Source organism: Blastomonas sp. RAC04 (assembly GCF_001713435.1).
GTDB classification, from domain to species: Bacteria; Pseudomonadota; Alphaproteobacteria; order Sphingomonadales; family Sphingomonadaceae; genus Blastomonas; species Blastomonas fulva.
The window spans coordinates 3,158,622-3,177,279 of sequence record NZ_CP016460.1 but is presented as its reverse complement, the minus strand read 5'-3'; the positions used below and the strand labels follow the sequence as shown (position 1 = coordinate 3,177,279).

The window sequence follows — 18,658 nt, the reverse complement described above, 5'->3', positions numbered from 1 at the left end:
GGGTTCACGCTGCGATCAGCTCGGCATCAGTTCGCGCTCGCGCAGGAAGCCGAGCAGCGGCAGCAGCGGCATGCCCAGGACAGCGAAATGATTGCCCTCGATATGGCTGAAAAGCTGGGCACCTGCGCCCTCGATCTCGTAACAACCCACCGTGTATCCGATCGATTCCCAGTGCTTATCCACATAGTCGCGCACAAAGGCGCTGCCCAGCGGACGCACGTGCATCACGGCTTTTTCCACATGCCGCCAGATCGGGCGGCCACCCTCGACGATGACGGCTGCGCTCCACAATTTGTGCGCCTTGCCCGACAATGTCTCGAGCTGGCGGATCGCGTCTTCGGGGGTCTGAGGCTTGGACAGCATCTCGCCGGTCGAGGTTTCGAGGATCTGGTCCGATCCCAGCACCATCGCTTCGGGCCGCTTGGTGCCCACGCGCATCGCCTTGGCCTCGGCCAGCGCATCGGCGATATCGCGTGGGCTTGTGCCCTCGGCGTGCAGCGAGGCGCGGATCGCCGATTCATCGATGTGCGCCGCCACCACCGTGAAGGGCACATCGGCCTTGTCCAGCATGGTCCGGCGTGATGCACTCTGCGATGCGAGTATCAGCATGTCTTTTCGTCCTTACACTTCATCTGCCGCCAGCCCCGCCTGGCGACGGCTTTCGCGCGCCGCCTCGCGCTCGTTGAACAGGTTGATGATCGCCGCGGCCGATTCCTCGATCGACCTGCGGGTCACATCGATGACCGGCCAACCATTATCCGCAAACATCCGCCGCGCAAAGGCCAGCTCCGCCTTCACCTTGTCATCGTTGACATAGTCGGTTTCGGGGGCCTGGTTCAAGGACAACAGCCGGTTGCGCCGCACCGCGATCAACCGCTCGGGGTTGGTGGTCAGCCCGACGACCAAAGGGCGGTTGAGCGAAAACAGCGCTGAAGGCGGCGGGGATTCGACCACGATCGGGATATTGGCGGTCTTGTAGCCGCGATTGGCCAGATAGATCGAGGTCGGCGTCTTAGACGAGCGCGATACCCCGGCGAGCACGATATCGGCCGCCTCCCAGTTTTCCCAGTTCTGCCCGTCATCGTGCGCGATGGTGAACTGGATCGCCTCGACGCGCGCGAAATACGCGGCATCGAGCACATGCTGGCGACCCGGGCGCGCCTTGGCAGCCTGACCCAGCAGGTTGGACAGCGCATCGCTGACCGCATCGAGCGCAGGGACCATCGGGAGCCCCAGCACGCGGCAGCGGCGTTCGAGCTTGGCGCGGATATCGGGATTCACCAGAGTGAACAGCACCAAGCCCGGATTGGCCGCGACCTCGTCCAGAATCCGGTCGAGATGCGTTTCGGAGCGGACCATCGGCCAGAAGTGCTTGATGATCTCGACCGCATCGAACTGCGCCAGCGCGGCCTTGGCGATGTTTTCCAGCGTTTCCCCGGTGGAATCCGACAGCAGATGGAGGTGGAAGCGGCTCATGGCGATGGTCTGTGGGTTGTAGGGGGATAAATCAAGGCATGATCTTGTGGGCAAAACCGGGGACGAAAACGCTCCCCCCTGCCCGTCATTCCGTCCGCATGCTTGTCCACAGCTGACAAGGTTATCGACAGGCTGTTGAAAGCCGGGATAAAATTTCCGACTCGTGGCGGCCATGCGATTTGCTGACTGTCAATCTGTCGATACATGAGGCAAGAAAGCGTCATGCCGGTTATCAAGCGGCCTTCTTCAACAGATTCCTAATTAAAGGATATAAGATAAAGTATGGGCGGGGACACAGTTCAGACCGCAGTGCGCACAGCGCCGCTGCTAGAATGCTTGGCAGGTAAGGTTCACGAGACGCCGCCGATGTGGATGATGCGTCAGGCCGGGCGCTATCTGCCCGAGTATCGCGCTCTCAGGGCAGAAAAGGGCGGTTTTCTGGAGCTGGTCTATGACAGCCCGTCGGCTGCCGAGATCACGCTGCAGCCGCTGCGCCGCTTCGATCTTGATGCCGCGATCCTGTTTTCCGATATCCTGATCGTTCCTTACGCGATGGGCCAGAACCTGCAGTTCCTGGTCGGCGAAGGTCCGCACCTCTCCCCGACCTTGGTCGATCATGCGCTGGAGAGCCTGGTGCCGGCCTATGAGCGGCTCGATGCGATCTACGAGACCGTGCGCCTGGTCAAAGCCGAGCTTGCGCCTGAGAAGGCCTTTCTGGGCTTTGCAGGGTCTGCCTGGACAGTCGCGACCTACATGGTCAACGGCGAGGGTAGCAAGGACCAGCACGCCACCCGCGCCTATGCCTACAGGGATCCGCAGGGCTTCCAGGTGCTCATCGACACGATCGTCGATCTCACCATCACCTATCTCATCGGCCAGATCGATGCCGGGGTCGATGCGGTGCAGATCTTCGACAGCTGGTCGGGCTCGCTTGCGCCCTCGCAGTTCGAACGCTGGGTCATCGCGCCAAATGCCCGGATTGCAGCGGCGATCCACGAAGCGCGCCCGGGTGTCCCGGTGATCGGTTTCCCCAAGGGTGCGGGCGAAAAGCTTGCCGCTTATGCACGCGAGACGGGTGTCGATGCGCTCGGGCTCGACGAGACGATCGATCCGGTCTGGGCAGCGGCCAACATTCCGGCGCATCTACCGGTGCAGGGCAATCTCGATCCGCTGGCGCTGCTGGCGGGCGGCGAGCAGATGGAAAGCGCGGTCAGGCACATCATCCGCACCTTCGAGGGAAGGCCGCACATTTTCAACCTGGGCCATGGCATATTGCAGCAGACGCCCATTGAACATGTTCACGCACTGCTTACACTGGTGAAGCAGGGCGCATAATCGCGCTGCCTAACGAGCTGGCGGGTTTTCCTGCCCGCGCACATGGCATGGCATCATGAATGAGCTCCTCCTGACAACGGATTACGTCTTAGCAATGCTCTATCTCTGGCTGAAAGCGGCGCACCTCATCTTCGTCATCTTCTGGATGGCGGGCCTGTTCATGCTGCCGCGCTTCCTGGTCTATCATCAGGAGGCTGAGCACGGATCGCCCGAGGCCACCCGCTGGATCGACCGCGAAGCCAAGCTCAAGAACATCATCCTCAACCCCTCGCTGATCATCGTGTGGTTGCTGGGGCTGGTGCTGGCGGTGCAGATCGGCGCGTTTTCGCAAGGCTGGTTTCACGCCAAACTGCTCTTCGTGCTGGTGCTCAGCGGCTATCACGGCTGGATGATCGGCTATGCCAGGAAGCTGGCCAAGGGCGAACGCAAGCTGACCGGCAAGCAATTGCGGCTGATCAACGAAGTGCCGGGGATCGCTGCAGCGGTGATCGTGATTTTGGTGATCGTGAAGCCTTTCTGACCTCTTTCTCCCCTCACGCTTGCGGGAGGGGCAGGCCCGGTTTTCCGGGCCGGGGTGGGCCTGGAGGTCACAACGGTACAGGCCCACCCCGGCTTCGGCTGCGCCTCTGCCACCCCTCCCGCAAGCGGTAGGGGAGAAGTTACCCCCCCTCGCCCCGTCGCAGGCCCGATTGACTTTGCCCAGGGCCGCGCCTAGATCGGTCGCCGTCCCGTCCGGGACCGTCGACGACCCTTATCCACCAGTGACCGGATTACCGGCTGGGCGTCCCACAGATTTTCCCATGACTGCCGTCTGATTTTTTGCGGCACCTTTTCTTCACGGACGATTGCACCTCATGCATCTTAAAGAACTCAAGCAGAAAACCCCCGCTGAACTCGTCACCATGGCAGAGGAGCTGGGCGTCGAAAGCGCGTCGACGCTCCGGCGCCAGGACCTGATGTTCGCGATCCTCAAGGAACTGGCCGATGATGGCGAGCTCATCATGGGCCTCGGCACCATTGAAGTGCTGTCCGACGGGTTCGGTTTCCTGCGCAGCCCCGAGGCGAACTATCTCGCCGGGCCCGACGACATCTACGTCTCCCCCAACCAAGTGCGCCGCTTCGGCCTGCGCACCGGTGACACGGTCGAAGGCGAAATCCGCGCACCGCGCGACGGCGAGCGCTATTTCGCGCTGACCAAGCTGACCGCGGTCAACTTCGACGATCCCGATGTCGTGCGTCACCGCGTCAACTTCGACAACCTGACCCCGCTTTATCCTGATGAAAAGCTGCGGCTCGACACGCTCGACCCGACCGTCAAGGACAAGTCGGCGCGCGTCATCGATATCGTCTCGCCGCAGGGCAAGGGCCAGCGTGCCTTGATCGTCGCTCCGCCGCGCGTGGGCAAGACCGTGCTGCTGCAGAACATTGCCAAGGCGATCACCGACAACCACCCCGAAGTCTTCCTGATCGTTCTGCTGATCGACGAGCGGCCCGAGGAAGTCACCGACATGCAGCGCAGCGTGAAGGGCGAGGTCATCTCCTCGACCTTCGACGAGCCTGCGCAGCGCCACGTCCAGGTCGCTGAAATGGTGATCGAGAAGGCGAAGCGTCTGGTCGAGCACAAGAAGGATGTCGTCATCCTGCTCGATTCGATCACCCGTCTGGGCCGTGCCTACAACACCGTCGTCCCGTCATCGGGCAAGGTGCTGACCGGTGGTGTCGATGCCAACGCGCTGCAGCGTCCCAAGCGCTTCTTCGGTGCTGCGCGCAACATTGAGGAGGGCGGTTCGCTCTCTATCATCGCCACCGCGCTGATCGATACCGGCAGCCGCATGGACGAGGTCATCTTCGAAGAGTTCAAGGGTACCGGAAATTCGGAAATCGTTCTGGATCGCAAGGTCGCCGACAAGCGTATCTTCCCCGCGCTGGATGTCGGAAAGTCCGGCACCCGCAAGGAAGAGCTGCTGGTGGAAAAGGATATCCTGTCGAAGATGTGGGTGCTGCGCCGCATCCTCATGCAGATGGGCACCATCGATGCGATGGAGTTCCTGCTCGACAAGATGAAGGATTCGAAGACCAACGAAGACTTCTTCGACTCCATGAACCAGTGATCTTCCAAGAGACCCTGTTTAAGGCCTGCGACCTGCCATGATGGAACTTTGGAATCATATCGTAGCCGATTTCTCGAATATCGGCTCCCCCGCTGCGCTGGCCGCTTTTGGCCAGGTGCTCATGATCGACATCCTGCTCGCCGGCGATAACGCGATTGTCGTCGGTGCGCTCGCGGCTGGCCTGCCTGCCGACCAGCGGCGCAAGGTGATCCTGATCGGGATCATCGCGGCTCTCGTACTGCGTATCGCTTTTGCGCTTGTCGTCACCCAGCTGATGCAGGTCGTCGGGCTGATCTTTGCAGGCGGCCTGCTGCTGCTTTGGGTATCGTGGAAAATGTACCGCGAGCTCCAGCCCGCGGGCAGCTCGCCCGGTTCGCCCGAAATCGAGGGTGACGAATCCAGCGGTGTCCGCCCGGCCAAGAGCTTTGCCGCGGCAGCCTGGGCCGTTGCGGTTGCCGATGTCAGCATGAGCCTCGACAACGTGCTCGCGGTGGCCGGCGCTGCGCGCGATCATCCCGGAATCCTGATCGTCGGGCTGATCCTTTCGGTCGCGCTGATGGGCATCGCTGCCAACTTCATCGCCAAATATATCGAGCGCTATCGCTGGATCGCCTATTTCGGCCTCGTCGTGATCCTCTATGTCGCCGGCAAGATGATCTATGATGGCTTTGTCGATCCCAGCGTTGGCATCACCACGCTGTTCTAGACGCCTGTTCCCGGCCATGGCTCGCAACACGCCTATCAGCTGTGTTAACAGCGGGCATGGCCGGGATGACATCGCTCCATGACTGACGCCGCCACCGATCTGCGGCGGCAACTCGGCATGCTGCTGGGGCAGGGCCGTGCGGCAGACGCAGTGGCGCTGCTCACCACCCGGTCGCAGGCGGGAGATGCGGCAGCACAATATGAGCTCGGCCTTTGGCGGCTCTATGGCCAGTGCGTCGAACGCGATCCATCAGCGGCGCTCGACCTGTTCCGCGATGCCGCCGCGCAGCATCATCCAGAGGCAGTCGCCGCCGAGATCGCGCTGCTTGGCAATGGCATGGCAGGAACCGCCGACCCTGCAGCAGCGCAGGCGCGCGTCGCTGCGCTGGCAGCATCCGATCCCTTTTATCGCCACCAGCAGGATTTGCTGGAGCAGATAGCAGCCGCGCCGCTGCCGCCCGCTGAGGTGTTGAGCGTCGACCCCGATATCCGGTTCTACTCAGATTTCCTGCCACCAGCGTTGTGCGATCATGTGATGGAGGCGGCTCGCGTGCGGCTCGCGCCCAGTTTCGTCATCGATCCGGTGTCTCGCCAGCGCGTGCCGCACCCGGTTCGCACCTCACACGGCACCAATTTCGGGCCGGTGGATGAGGATTGCGTGATCAATGCGATCAACCGGCGGATCGCGACCGTCACAGTGACCGACTGGCGCGCGGGCGAGATGCTGCATGTCCTGCGCTATACCCCCGGCCAGCAATACCGGCTGCACCATGATGGCCTGCCGAATGTCACCAACCAGCGGCAGTGGACAGCGATCGTCTATCTCAACCATGGGTTTGACGGAGGTGCGACCGACTTTCCGCTGCTCGGGCTGGATGTCGCGCCCCGGCGCGGCGGGTTGCTGGTCTTTGCCAACACGCATGGCGATGGCGCCATCGATCCGCGCACCCGGCACGAGGGCAAACCCGTCGACACCGGCGAGAAATGGGTCGCAACCCGCTGGATCCGCACCCGGCCATGGACACCCTGGGACGAAGCGCCCGCGCGCTGAGGTACGGCTGCCGAAACATTTGTTGGTTTCGAAGGTTCGAATCCTGATAGTCTGTTGAAAAAGACCGATGAGCGATGGAGGCGAGGGTGATGATGCGGATTTGGCTGGCGGGAATCGCGGTGGTTGCGCTTTTGCCCTCGATGGCATCGGCGAAAGAACGCGCGCAGATCGCCGCGTCCGCCGAGATATCCGACAAGGTGACGCTGTTCGAACTGCCAAAGGGTTCGCGCCCGCATGACGTTGCGCCCGCCCCTGATGGCAAGATCTGGTACACCGCGCAGCGCCAGGGCGCGCTGGGCATTCTCGATCCGGTGACCGGCCAGGTGGTGCAGGTCCCGCTCGGCCCCGAATCCGCGCCGCATGGCGTCATCCAGGGCCCCGACGGCATGGCGTGGATCACCGATGGCGGTCAGAACGCGATCGTCCGCTACAACCCCGCCAATGGCAAGATCGACGTGTGGAAGCTGCCTGCGGACACCGGCTACACCAATCTCAACACCGGCGCGTTTGACGGCAAGGGCGTGCACTGGTTCACCGGGCAGAACGGCATTTATGGCCGGGTCGATGCGGCGTCGGGCAAGGTCGAGGTGTGGAAGGATCCCAAGGGTCGCGGCCCCTATGGCATCGCCACCGCGCCCGATGGCACCGTCTGGTACGTCTCGCTCGCCGGCAGCCACCTCGCCAAGATCGACAGCGCCAGCGGCGAGATCAGCGTGATCGAACCGCCGACGCCGGGCGCGGGGCTGCGCCGGGTGTGGGCGGACAGCAAGGGCGATCTGTGGATCACCGGCTGGAACAGCGGCGAACTCTACCGCTATCGTCCCTCGACCAGGAGCTGGAAGACGTGGAAGCTGCCCGGCGCCAAGCCCCAGGCCTATGCGGTCTATGTCGACGAGCGCGATATGGTGTGGGTCAGCGATTTCGGCGACAATTCCACCCGCGTGTTCGACCCGCGCAGCGAGACGTTCACCGCGCGCTATCCCGGCAGCGGCGAGGGGGCCAATGTCCGCCAGATCCTGGGCCGCAAGGGCGAGGTGATGCTGCCCGAATCGGGTACCGAGCGGATGATGGTGGTGCGGACCAAGGGCAAGTGATCCGCTGGCTGGGCGTATTCGCGCTGCTGGTACCCGGCATCGCCTGGGCCCAGACCACCAACCAGATCGGTGAACGCGCCTTCCAGCGCTGCTACAGCTGCCATTCGGTGGTGAAGGGCGAGACGGGGCTGAGCGGACCCAATCTCGCCGGTCTGTCCGTGCGCGCGATCGCCTCGGACCCTAATTTCAAATACTCCAAAGCTTTCAGTAAGTTCGCTCAATACAACCGTCGGTGGGCACCCGTTCTTCTGGAGCGGTTTCTGGCCGACCCGCAAAAGCTTGTGCCGGGGAATGCTATGGGATTCTTCGGGCTGAAGAAGGCCGATGAACGCTCCGCGATTGTCACGTATCTGATGGAGATAAGGTAACCCAACTGGTTATCCTCACCGTTACCCCCGCGAAGGCGGGGGTCCCGCTTACGCGCAAGCGTCGTGCCAAAGCGGAATTCCCGCATTCGCGGGAATGACGGTGAACAGGATAACACTAGCCCGCCTTCGCCAACATCTCGCCCATTTTCTCCCAGACCTTGTTCATCGCCTTCATCGGGCGGACCATGACCTTGAAGTCCTCGATTTTCCCGTCCGCATTCCAGCGGATGATGTCGACGCCGTTGACCTGGATCCCGTCGAGCTCGAGCGCGAATTCGAGCATCGCGCTGTCGCCGTCGACGATCTCGCGGACATAATGAAAGCTGTCATTGCCCAGCACATGCGCGGCAGCGTGGAGGTAAGCGAACACCTTGGCCTTGCCTTCCTGCGGCGTGTGGACCACCGGCGAGTGGAACACCGCGTGCTCTGCCAGCATGGCGTCCAGCTTTTCCGGCGTGGAGCCGCCATGCATGTAGTCATGCCAGGCCGCGACCCCTGCCACCGCCGCGCTCATGCGAGATGCTCGGCAAAGAAGGCCGCGGTGCGGCCATCGGCGAGCTGCGCCCCGGCTTCATCGCGGCGGTTGCCCATTTCGGCGGCGAAGCCGTGATCGAGCCCTTCATAGTCGTGCAGCGTGACGCGCGGGTGGCTGTCCAGCCCGGCGTGCACAGCCGCCTGCGCTTCGGGTCCCACCAGATGATCGGCGGTCGGAATGTGCAGCATCAGCGGGTTGGCAATGGCGTGCGATTCATCGAGCATCTGGTCGATCATAACGCCGTAATAGCCGACGCTGGCGTCGATGTCGGTGCGGGCCGCGACCATATAGGCAAGCTTGCCGCCCAGGCAGTAACCGACCGCGCCCACCTTGGCGACGCCGCCGAGCCCGCCGATTCCGGCCCGGATCGCGCGGATCGTCGCCTCGATGTCCTGAACGCCGTCATTGGTGTCGTACTGGCCGAAATAGCCGAACGCCTCCTGCAACTCGGCTTCGACATCGGGGTCGAGCTCGAGGCCTGGCTTGATCCGCCAGAAAAGATCGGGCGCGACCGCCAGATAGCCTTGTCCGGCCCAGCCGTCGCATTTCTGGCGTATGCCCGGATTGACGCCGAAAATCTCCTGAATCACGATGATGGCGGCCTTGGGGGTGCCTTCAGGCGCGGCGACATAGGCGCTGAACGTGCCTTCATGGTCGAAAGTCTGGATGTTGTGCGTCGAACCCATTTTGCTCTCCATCATCAATTCGTTTGCTTTGGCGGCCATTTATACCCACTTTGATCAGGCTGATAAGCGTGAAACTGGGGCTTGGGGGCCTTGCGCTGCTAGAAGGTTGATTGCCATGAAAGTGAATATCGAAGTCGATTGCTCCCCCGAAGAAATGCGTCGTTTCATGGGGCTGCCTGACGTATCGGATGTCAACAAGACCTATGTCGATGGTGTCGTGAACGCGATGAAGGGCACCAGCAACGTCGACCAGCTGCAGACCATGGCAAAGAACATCGCGCCGATGGGAGAGATGGGTCTGCGCTTCTTCCAGCAGATCATGGAAGCCGCCGCAGCCGGTGCCAGCGGCAAGCCGAAAAGCGGTAGCTGACCGCCCTTTCTGACGATGCACGCAGGCGATACGATCTTTGCGCTGTCGAGCGGCGCGCCGCCTGCTGCATTGGCCATCATCCGGATCAGTGGACCTGAGGCAGGCGCCGCACTGACCGCACTCGGCGGAGCGCTGCCATCGCCGCGCCGTGCCGTGCTGCGCGATCTGTGCGATCCGGGTGATGGCAACCTGCTCGATCGCGCTCTGGTCTTGTGGTTTCCCGGCCCCGCAACTGCAACCGGCGAGGATCTGGCCGAGCTTCATCTGCATGGTGGGCGAGCGGTGGTGCGTGCTGTGGAAGCTGTACTGACCCGCATGCCCGGACTTCGGCTTGCCGAGCCCGGAGAATTCACGCGCCGTGCATTCCTCAACGGGCGGATGGCTCTGGCCGAAGCCGAAGGGCTCGCAGACCTTCTGTTCGCCGAAACCGAAGCGCAGCGCGTGGCCGCAATTCGCATGGCGAGCGGGCATCTGTCGCGCCAGGTTGAAGGGTGGCGGCAGGCGGTGCTGCAACTCTCCGCACAGGTTGAGGCCGAGCTCGATTTTTCAGATGAGGATGATGTCGGTGAAGGGGGCGGCGACGCCACCGGGCAGGGCATTGCCGCGCTGGCTGGCGAGATCGGCACCGCGCTGGCACGACCTCGCGCCGAGCGGTTGCGCGATGGCATTCGCGTGGTGCTGGCGGGGCCGCCCAACAGTGGCAAGTCGACCTTGCTCAACGCACTGGTCCAGCGCGAGGCGGCGATCGTCTCCGATATCGCGGGAACCACCCGCGATCTGATCGAGGCGCCGGTGGCGCTGGGCGGGATACCCTTCATGTTCACCGACACCGCCGGGCTGCGCGAAGAGGGTGCCGAGGCGATCGAAGCGATCGGCATCGACCGCGCGCGCGATGCGATGGCCGGCGCGGATCTCGTGCTGTGGCTGGGTCCGGAAGGGCAGGGCGGTCCAGTGAGGTGGGAGATCGAGGCGCAGATCGATCGGCCCGGTGTTTCACGTGAAACAAAAGCTGCGCCGCGGCACCGTCTGTCGGCGCGCACCGGGGAGGGGCTGCAGGGCCTGGTTGACGATCTGGTGGCAACCGCGCGCACTCTGCTTCCCAGCGCAGGCGACGTGGCACTCAATCAACGCCAGCACCGGCTGCTGTCCGAGTGCCGTGATGCGCTGGAGCAAGCGGTGTGCCAGCCCGACCTGCTGCTGCGCGCAGAATCGCTGCGACTGGCGCGGCTGGCGCTCGACCAGCTGCTGGGCCGCACGCATGTCGAGGACATGCTCGACGCACTCTTTGGAAACTTCTGCATCGGGAAGTAGACCTTTCCCCCCCCCCCCGCTTGCGGGAGAAGACAGATGGTCTTCCAAGATCTCCCACCCCCTCGACCGAATCCCGCAATTGGGCTATGCGCCGTGCCATGGTGGAATTTGATGTTCTTGTTGTCGGCGGCGGACACGCCGGGTGCGAGGCTGCGGCAGTGGCAGCGCGGATGGGCGCGCGCGTCGCCCTGGTCAGCTTCACCCACGACGCGATCGGCGCGATGTCGTGCAATCCCGCGATCGGCGGTCTGGGCAAGGGGCATCTTGTGCGCGAGGTCGATGCCTTTGACGGGCTGATCGCGCGCGCCGCAGACGAGGCCGCAATTCACTACCGGATGCTCAACATCTCCAAGGGCAGTGCGGTGCAGGGACCTCGTGTCCAGGCCGACCGTACCCTCTACAAGGCGGCGATCCAGCGGATGCTGGCTGCGCAGGACAATCTCGAGATTGTGGAAGGCGAGGTTGCCGCGCTTCGAATGGACGGCGGCGCGATCACCGGCGTGGATATGGCGGACGGCAGTACCGTCACGGCGCGCGCGGTGGTGCTGGCGACAGGGACGTTTCTGGGCGGGCGGCTGTTTCGCGGCGAAGAGCGGCTCGAGGGCGGGCGCATCGGCGAGCCGGGTGCGAGCCTGTTGGCGCAGCAGCTGCGGGCCGCAGACCTGCCGATCGCGCGGCTCAAGACCGGAACCCCACCGCGGATCGACGGGCGCACGATCGACTGGGCCATGCTCGACGAGCAGCCCAGCGATGGCGAGGCGTGGACCATGTCGCCACAGAGTGGCGGGCGGACCGTCCCCCAGGTCTTCTGCGCGATCACCCGGACCAGCCAGCAGACGCACGACATCATCCGCGCCAGCCTTGATCGCTCGCCCTTGTTCAGCGGGGCGATCGGTGCGCAGGGCCCGCGCTATTGCCCGTCAATCGAGGACAAGATCCACCGCTTTGGTGACCGCGACGGGCATCAGGTGTTCCTCGAACCCGAGGGGCTGGATACGCATCTGGTTTATCCCAACGGCATTTCGACCTCGCTGCCGACCGATGTCCAGCTCGCGTTCGTCCGATCGATGGCAGGGCTTGAGCGCGCCGAGATCGTGGTGCCGGGCTATGCCGTTGAATATGACCATATCGATCCGCGAGCGCTCGATCATCGCCTACAGCTGCGCAGCATGCCGGGTCTGTATTGCGCAGGCCAGATCAACGGCACCACCGGCTATGAAGAGGCCGCAGCGCAGGGGCTCGTCGCCGGCATGGCCGCAGCAGCCCAAGTGCTGGGCCGCGAGGTGGAGTTGCCCGATCGGGCAACCAGTTATATCGCGGTGATGATCGACGACCTCGTGCTGCAGGGCGTCACCGAACCCTATCGCATGCTCACCGCGCGGGCCGAATACCGATTGCGGCTGCGCGCCAACAACGCCTCGGACCGGCTGACCGGCATCGCGATTGCCAATGGCTGCGTGGCATCCGAACGCCGGAGCTGGTACGAACAGCGCCAGCGCGCCAAGGCGGACATGATGATCGCGCTCGAGCGGCAGGCGAGCTGCGCCGAGCTGGCAGCGCTGGGTCTGCCGGTAAAGGCCGATGGCGCGCGCCAGAGCCTCTATGACTGGCTGCGCTTCCCCGCAGTGTCGCTTGCCTCGCTGGCGCCGCTGATCGAGGGCGATCGCGATCTCGCCGACGACCTGATCGCCGAGATCGAGGAGGATGCGGTCTACGCTCCCTATCTGGCGCGGCAGGATGCCGAGCTGCGCGATCTGCGTGCCAATGAGCGGGTCGCGCTGGGCATGGACATCGACTACCGAATGATCACCGGGCTATCGAACGAGATGGTGGAGCGGCTTACGCTTGCGCGGCCCGAGACGCTGGCCGAGGCCAGTCGCGTGCGGGGAATCACACCGGCAGCGCTTGCCGCTATCCTGGTCCATGCCCGCCGCCGTGCGGCGTGAGACCGTGATGCTGATCCAGGATGAAGAGAGCGCCAAGGCGTGGCTGACGGACACGCTGGGTGTTTCACGTGAAACAATGGCGTTGCTGGAGCGCCTCAACGCGTTCGTTGTCGCTGAGGCCGAGCACCAGAATCTGGTTTCCGCTTCGACGCTGGCGCATATGTGGCAGCGGCATATCGTCGATAGCGCGCAGCTGCTGCGCTTTGCCGATCCAAGAGTTGACGAGCACTGGATTGATCTGGGCAGTGGGGCAGGGTTCCCGGGGCTGGTGATCGCTTTGATCGCGCCATGCCAGGTGACGCTGGTCGAATCGCGTGGGTTGCGGATTGCCTATCTCGAGCGCGCGATCGCACATCTCGGACTGGGCGATCGTGTGCAGGTCGCCGGAGCAGCACTTGAACGGGTTCCGACAGTTGCAGCGGACTATATTTCCGCGCGCGCCTTTGCACCTTTGCCGCGGCTGCTTGAAGGCGCTGCACGGTTTTCCACAGAAAACACCCGCTGGTTGCTGCCGAAGGGACGAAATGCGCGCACGGAACTGGAAAGCGCCCCGTCTGCGTGGCAAAGTATGTTTCACGTGGAACAGAGCCTGACCGACGCCGATGCCGCGATTCTGGTCGGTACCGGCAGCGTCCCATCCAGCAATCCGCCGCGCAGCGTCCTTCAACGACCCATGCGCAAGCACAGGAGCAGATCATGATCCGCATTGCGGTTGCGAATCAGAAGGGTGGGGTGGGTAAGACCACGACCGCGATAAACTTGGCGACTGCGCTGGCTGCGACGGGGCTCAAGGTGCTGCTGATCGATCTCGACCCGCAGGGCAACGCATCGACGGGTCTGGGCATCGCGCGCAACGACCGCGAGTTCTCGAGCTATGATCTGCTCACCAATGAAAGCTCGCTGGCGCAATGCGCGGTGCCAACGCAGATTCCGGGGCTGGATATCGTGCCTGCCACGGTCGATCTGTCGGGCGCGGAGATCGAGCTGGTCGATCTCGAGCATCGCACCCACCGGATGAAGATGGCGATGGACAGTGCGCATCAGCAACGCTGGCAGGTGTGCCTGATCGATTGTCCGCCCTCGCTCGGGCTGCTGACGCTGAACGCGCTGATCGCGACCGACCAGGTGCTGGTCCCGCTGCAGTGCGAGTTCTTCGCGCTCGAAGGGTTGAGCCAGCTGCTGCAGACGGTCGAGCGGGTGCAGCAGCGCTTCAACCCTGATCTGTCGATCATCGGCGTGGTGCTGACCATGTACGACCGGCGCAACCGGCTCACCGACCAGGTCTCGGACGATGTCCGCGCGGTGCTTGGCAAATTGGTGTTCGATACCGTGATCCCGCGCAATGTGCGGCTGTCCGAGGCGCCGAGCCACGGCATGCCGGCGCTGATCTATGATCACCGCTGCGTCGGTTCCGAGGCCTATATTGCGCTCGCACGAGAGTTCATTTCCCGGATGCCCCGGGTCGAAGAGGAAGCCGCCTGATGGCCGAGGAACACAGCGACCTGCCCGATATCGCCAAGGCCCTGGGACGCAAGCGACCATCGGGTCTGGGCCGGGGGCTCAACGCGCTGCTCGGCGAAGCGGTGCGCGAAGAGCCGCTGGTGCGGCGCGAGGACGGCACTCCGGGTCAGGCAGCCACGATCACCGGTCTGCGCACGCTGCCGCTTTCCGAAATCCGCCCGCACCCCGGCCAGCCGCGGCGCTGGTTCGACGAGGAGGCGCTCGATGATCTGGCGCGCTCGATCGCGCAGCGCGGCGTGATCCAGCCGGTCATCGTGCGTCCACGCACAGGCGGCGGTTATGAGCTGGTCGCGGGCGAGCGCCGCTGGCGCGCGGCGCAGCGCGCGCGGCTGCACGAGATCCCTGCGATCGTCCGCGAACTCAGCGACCCCGACACCTTTGCGCTGGCGCTGATCGAGAACATCCAGCGCGAGGACCTCAACCCCGTCGAGGAGGCCGAGGCCTATCAGCGGCTGGTGGGTGACCAGGGCTACACCCCGGTCGAGGTCGCGCGGATGGTCGACAAGTCGCGCAGCCACATCGCCAACCTGATGCGGTTGCTGGCTCTGCCGCAGCCGGTTCTCAAGATGATCGCCGACAAGAGCCTGAGCATGGGCCATGCCCGCGCGCTGATCAACGTGCCCGACGCCGAGAGCATCGCTGCCGAAGTGGTCGATCGCGGGCTGTCGGTACGCGATGTCGAAAAATTGGTGCGGCGCGCGCGCAGCGATGCGGCGGGCAAATCGGGGAGCAAGCCCCGCGTCCGTCAGGGCGGCGAGGATGCGGCGAGCAATGCGGATATCGCGGCGGTCGAGCGGCATCTGGAAGACCTGCTCGGGCTCAAGGTCAAGATCACCGCCGATGCCAACCAGCGCAGCGGCGCGGTGACCGTGCGCTATGGCAATCTGGATCAGCTCGACCTGATCTGCCAGCGGCTATCCGGTGAGATTATTTAGACGTATCAATAAGTTATTTTATATTTTCGTCATTCCCGCGAACGCGGGAATGACGCTAGCCGCTAGGTATGACGCGCAAGCGGGACCCCCGCCTTCGCGGGGGTGACGAAGCTTCCCTAGGGCGAAATCCGCCTCGGATCGTTAAGCACGTTGATCGCGGCGTGCACCCGCGCCTCGATCTCCTCGCGCGGCAGGCCCGCCGGGATGATCTCGCCGAACTTGTAGGTGACCACGCCGGGGTGCTTGATGAAGCCGCGCCGGGGATAGAGATGCCCGCTGTCCAGCGCGATCGGCACCACGGGCAGCTTGGCGAGCTTGTACAGCCCGGCAAAGCCCGCCTGCAGCGGCGGCTGCTCGCCTGGCGGGATGCTGGTGCCCTCGGGATAGATCACGATCGAGCGACCTTCGGCGACGAAGCGGCGGACCTCGGTCATCATGGCGCGCAGCGCGACGGCACCGCCCGCGCGATCGATGAAGATCATGCCATAGGTGCGCGCGATCTGGCTCCACAGCGGAATGCGGGAAAGCTCGATCTTGGCGACCACTGCGGGGCGGTTGAAGATGCGCAGCAGCTCGATGGTCTCGAAAAAGCTCTCGTGCTTGATCGCATAGAGCACCTGGCCTTGCGGTATCTCGCCGTCGATCCGCGCCCGGATTCCCAGAAAGGTGCGCGCGCACAGATAATGATAGCCGCCCCACGCGCGCGCCATCCCCTGCAGCCGATGCCGCGAGAACGGCAGGATGATGAACGCGATGATGACGATCGGAACCGATCCGCCATAAAAGGCGATGGTGAACAGGATCGACCGGAACAGGGCAAGCGCGGTCCGCATGGTCACACCCCGAACAAACCGGCGAGCACGCGCAGCACCAGCTTGTTGTACTCGCGCCACAGCGTCATCAGGCTGGGCTTGCTGGCGACCGCATCGGTATAGATCGCGATGTCATCGGGAAGCGCGCGCTGCAGCTCGTATTCGGCGCGGCGCATGTGCCAGTCGGTGGTCACCAGCCGTACCGATGTCACCTTGCGCTGCTTGGCCCAGCGCGCGGTTTCTATGCCGTTCGACCGGGTGTCATAGGCGCGAAAGCCCAGATCCACGCAGCAGTCGAACAATTCGGTGGAGCCGGGATACTGCGCGCTGAGTTCCGCCGGGCGGACATCGCGGTCGACGCCCGAGATCAGCAGCCGGTCGGCCCATTTGTTGCGCAAAGCCTCGAGCCCGCGGTCGATCCTCAGCGGCCCGCCAGTGGGCACCACCACCGCATCGGTCTGCTGCTCGCCCAGGGGCTGCGGCAGCAGGATGGCGAACCAGGCAAAGCCCAGGATCCAGGCCAGCAACACCGATGACAAGAGGCGGACAATCACAGTTTTTTCCTGAGCGCGCCAAGAACGGTCATGCGCGCGGTGAGCACTGCCAGCGCAATACCGGCAATCGGCACGGTTGCAAGCAGCAGCCAGTCGAGCGGCCCGAAGGATCCGGCAGACACCAGCCCCGAATCAAGCCGCGCGGCGGCCTGACCCAGCAGCCACAGCACCGGCGCGGCGAGCAGGCAGGCGATCAGCGCACCGAGCGCCGCATCCAGTGCGATGCGGCGCTGGAACAGCCGCGCGATCTGCGCATGGGTGCTGCCCAGGAGATGCATGATGTCGATGGTCTCGGCGTGCGCGGCAAAGCTGCTGCGCGCCGAGAGCATCACCGAGGCAATGCTGGCGAGCGCGAGCAGCGCGACCAGCGCGATAGCCAGCCAGCGCAGCGTGCCGATCAGATCGAACACCGGGCGCAGCCACTGCCCGTGTGCATCGATCCGTGCATCGGGCGCCGCCTCGCCCAGGGCGTCGCGCAACCGGCCCAGCGTCGCTGGATCGGCCTTGGCACGGAAGTTCACGTCGATCAGGCTGGGCAAGGGGATGTCTTCGCTCAGCGCGCCGCTGCCCAGCCAGGGCGAGAGGAGCGAGCGCACCTCGGCATCGCTAACCCGGGTGACCGCTGCAACCGCGCGGTCGGAACGCAGCACGGCCTGCGCGGCATCCGCCTGGCGCTGGCGGATATCCGCATCGGCGTTGACGATCTGCACCGTCGCGCGTCCGGCAAGATCGGCGTTGATCTGGTCGGCGGCGCTGCCCAATGCGAGCGCGGCGGCGCTGGCGAGCAGGGTGAGGAACAGCATCACCGCGATCACCCAAGGCATCGGCCCGGTAAGCCGCGCCTGCGGGATCAACCGGCGGTCGTGCGCGGTGGGAAACAGCGCGCCCAGCATCAGCGGCTCTCCCCGTCCCAGCCGCGCAGATCGGAAGGCTTGGGGGGGTAGCGTAGCGCGCCTGTCGGGTCGAACAGCCGCCCGCACTCGAGCCGCATCATCTGTCCGCGCTTGATCCGGGTCATCAGATGGATGTCGTGGGTGGCGACGATGATCGTGGTGCCCATTCGGTTCAATGCCTCGAACAATCTCAGCAGTTTGACCGCCATGTCGGGGTCAACATTGCCGGTGGGCTCGTCGGCGACCAGGATATCGGGTCGGGTGATCACCGCGCGGGCGATCGCCACGCGCTGCTGCTCGCCGCCCGACAGCGTCGCGGGCAGCGCATCGCCGCGCGCGCTCAGCCCCACCCAGTCGAGGATCTCGCGCACCGGGGTGGCCAGATCGGCATCGCGCATCCCTGCGATCCGCAGCGGCAGCGCAATGTTGTCGAACGCCGAAAGGTGCGGCACCAGCCGGAAATCCTGGAACACCACCCCGATCCGGCGGCGGAACCCCGGCAACCGGTCGCGGCTCAAGGTCACCAGATCGCTGTCGAACAGCCGGATCATCCCGCGGCTGGGGCGCTGCGCCAGATACAGCAGCTTGAGCAAGGAGGACTTGCCTGCGCCAGAGGGCCCGGTGAGGAAGTAGAACTGGCCCGAAAACAGCGTGAAACTGAGGTCCGACAGCGCCTCGGGACCGGTGCCATAGCGCAGCCCGACATTCTCGAACTGGACGATGCTATCCATGGTCGCGCTGCTCATCCTGTCGCGATAGCGCGCCGCGGACGGGGCAGGCAATCGGAAAGGCGCACAGGCCGTGATCCGCGGTCATGATCGCATCGAATCGGGTGCCGGACAGGCTGCCAACCCGTTGAAAAATCTCTGGCCAGCGCAAACTCCGGTGGAAAAAGGGCCGACAGGGCTTGGCAGCCAGTGCAAGCCCCTTGCGGCGATTCGCCCGGCGTGGTTAG

General features: G+C 64.3%; 21 protein-coding genes. 13 read left to right on the top strand and 8 right to left on the bottom strand.

From position 1 onward, the window contains the following. Positions 1-15: 15 nt before the first annotated feature. Both BSY18_RS15750 and BSY18_RS15745 read right to left on the bottom strand, forming a co-directional pair. Complete coding sequence (locus tag BSY18_RS15750; RefSeq protein WP_082382315.1) at positions 16-609, bottom strand: Maf family protein; 594 nt, start codon at positions 607-609, stop codon at positions 16-18. Between the two features lie 12 nt (positions 610-621). Continuing rightward, entirely contained in the window at positions 622-1,476 is an 855-nt protein-coding gene (locus BSY18_RS15745; RefSeq protein ID WP_054135167.1) for a pyruvate, water dikinase regulatory protein, read from the bottom strand. Positions 1,477-1,758: 282 nt separating this feature from the next. Here BSY18_RS15745 and hemE point away from each other — a divergent pair, with 282 nt between their 5' ends. The 7 genes from hemE to BSY18_RS15710 all read left to right on the top strand — a co-directional run bounded on the left by hemE (position 1,759) and on the right by BSY18_RS15710 (position 8,140). Next, positions 1,759-2,811, top strand: a complete 1,053-nt coding sequence (gene hemE / locus BSY18_RS15740) for a uroporphyrinogen decarboxylase (RefSeq protein WP_069051132.1) — start codon at positions 1,759-1,761, stop codon at positions 2,809-2,811. A 55-nt stretch (positions 2,812-2,866) separates the two neighbouring features. After that, positions 2,867-3,331: a CopD family protein gene (locus tag BSY18_RS15735; RefSeq protein ID WP_171900255.1), complete on the top strand. Its 465-nt coding sequence runs from the start codon at positions 2,867-2,869 to the stop codon at positions 3,329-3,331. Between the two features lie 334 nt (positions 3,332-3,665). Further along, complete coding sequence (rho, locus tag BSY18_RS15730) at positions 3,666-4,922, top strand: transcription termination factor Rho (RefSeq protein WP_054135170.1); 1,257 nt, start codon at positions 3,666-3,668, stop codon at positions 4,920-4,922. Between the two features lie 37 nt (positions 4,923-4,959). Then, the gene (locus BSY18_RS15725; protein ID WP_054135171.1) at positions 4,960-5,628 is read left to right on the top strand and encodes a TerC family protein; all 669 of its coding nucleotides are present in this window, start codon (positions 4,960-4,962) and stop codon (positions 5,626-5,628) included. A gap of 78 nt (positions 5,629-5,706) precedes the next feature. After that, positions 5,707-6,678, top strand: a complete 972-nt coding sequence (locus tag BSY18_RS15720) for a 2OG-Fe(II) oxygenase (protein WP_069051131.1) — start codon at positions 5,707-5,709, stop codon at positions 6,676-6,678. An 89-nt stretch (positions 6,679-6,767) separates the two neighbouring features. Beyond that, a complete protein-coding gene (locus tag BSY18_RS15715) occupies positions 6,768-7,772 on the top strand; it encodes a Vgb family protein (RefSeq protein ID WP_069051969.1) in 1,005 nt (334 codons plus the stop codon). Continuing rightward, on the top strand, positions 7,769-8,140 hold the full coding sequence (locus BSY18_RS15710; protein ID WP_069051130.1) for a c-type cytochrome: 372 nt from the start codon (positions 7,769-7,771) through the stop codon (positions 8,138-8,140). The genes BSY18_RS15715 and BSY18_RS15710 overlap by 4 nt, the downstream gene beginning before the upstream one ends. A 115-nt stretch (positions 8,141-8,255) precedes the next feature. Here the strand turns inward: BSY18_RS15710 and BSY18_RS15705 are convergent, their stop codons facing one another. Then, complete coding sequence (locus BSY18_RS15705) at positions 8,256-8,654, bottom strand: nuclear transport factor 2 family protein (protein WP_069051129.1); 399 nt, start codon at positions 8,652-8,654, stop codon at positions 8,256-8,258. Beyond that, a complete protein-coding gene (locus tag BSY18_RS15700; RefSeq protein WP_442856583.1) occupies positions 8,651-9,373 on the bottom strand; it encodes a dienelactone hydrolase family protein in 723 nt (240 codons plus the stop codon). Before BSY18_RS15700 ends, BSY18_RS15705 begins: the two co-directional genes overlap by 4 nt. A 103-nt stretch (positions 9,374-9,476) precedes the next feature. Here BSY18_RS15700 and BSY18_RS15695 point away from each other — a divergent pair, with 103 nt between their 5' ends. From BSY18_RS15695 to BSY18_RS15670, 6 genes are all read left to right on the top strand, one after another. Continuing rightward, the gene (locus tag BSY18_RS15695; RefSeq protein ID WP_171900254.1) at positions 9,477-9,731 is read left to right on the top strand and encodes a DUF6489 family protein; all 255 of its coding nucleotides are present in this window, start codon (positions 9,477-9,479) and stop codon (positions 9,729-9,731) included. Positions 9,732-9,746: 15 nt separating this feature from the next. Next, positions 9,747-11,042 carry a tRNA uridine-5-carboxymethylaminomethyl(34) synthesis GTPase MnmE gene (gene mnmE / locus BSY18_RS15690; RefSeq protein WP_069051128.1) on the top strand — a complete coding sequence of 432 codons (1,296 nt, stop codon included), beginning with the start codon at positions 9,747-9,749 and terminating at the stop codon, positions 11,040-11,042. A 98-nt stretch (positions 11,043-11,140) separates the two neighbouring features. Beyond that, complete coding sequence (gene mnmG, locus BSY18_RS15685; protein ID WP_069051967.1) at positions 11,141-12,988, top strand: tRNA uridine-5-carboxymethylaminomethyl(34) synthesis enzyme MnmG; 1,848 nt, start codon at positions 11,141-11,143, stop codon at positions 12,986-12,988. A gap of 7 nt (positions 12,989-12,995) precedes the next feature. Then, positions 12,996-13,688: a 16S rRNA (guanine(527)-N(7))-methyltransferase RsmG gene (rsmG, locus tag BSY18_RS15680; protein ID WP_069051966.1), complete on the top strand. Its 693-nt coding sequence runs from the start codon at positions 12,996-12,998 to the stop codon at positions 13,686-13,688. Then, positions 13,685-14,470 (top strand): ParA family protein, encoded by a 786-nt coding sequence (locus BSY18_RS15675; protein ID WP_054135176.1) that lies wholly within the window; start codon positions 13,685-13,687, stop codon positions 14,468-14,470. The genes rsmG and BSY18_RS15675 overlap by 4 nt, the downstream gene beginning before the upstream one ends. Beyond that, positions 14,470-15,444: a ParB/RepB/Spo0J family partition protein gene (locus tag BSY18_RS15670; RefSeq protein ID WP_054135177.1), complete on the top strand. Its 975-nt coding sequence runs from the start codon at positions 14,470-14,472 to the stop codon at positions 15,442-15,444. Before BSY18_RS15675 ends, BSY18_RS15670 begins: the two co-directional genes overlap by 1 nt. A 116-nt stretch (positions 15,445-15,560) precedes the next feature. Here BSY18_RS15670 and BSY18_RS15665 read toward each other — a convergent pair whose 3' ends face one another. From BSY18_RS15665 to ftsE, 4 genes are read right to left on the bottom strand one after another with little or no spacing between them, the layout of a single operon-like run. Further along, positions 15,561-16,277: a lysophospholipid acyltransferase family protein gene (locus BSY18_RS15665; protein ID WP_069051127.1), complete on the bottom strand. Its 717-nt coding sequence runs from the start codon at positions 16,275-16,277 to the stop codon at positions 15,561-15,563. 2 nt (positions 16,278-16,279) lie between these two features. Next, complete coding sequence (locus tag BSY18_RS15660) at positions 16,280-16,810, bottom strand: YdcF family protein (protein ID WP_054135179.1); 531 nt, start codon at positions 16,808-16,810, stop codon at positions 16,280-16,282. Further along, entirely contained in the window at positions 16,807-17,703 is an 897-nt protein-coding gene (locus BSY18_RS15655; protein WP_069051126.1) for a cell division protein FtsX, read from the bottom strand. Before BSY18_RS15655 ends, BSY18_RS15660 begins: the two co-directional genes overlap by 4 nt. Continuing rightward, positions 17,703-18,434 carry a cell division ATP-binding protein FtsE gene (ftsE, locus tag BSY18_RS15650; RefSeq protein WP_069051965.1) on the bottom strand — a complete coding sequence of 244 codons (732 nt, stop codon included), beginning with the start codon at positions 18,432-18,434 and terminating at the stop codon, positions 17,703-17,705. Before ftsE ends, BSY18_RS15655 begins: the two co-directional genes overlap by 1 nt. Positions 18,435-18,658 lie beyond the last annotated feature (224 nt).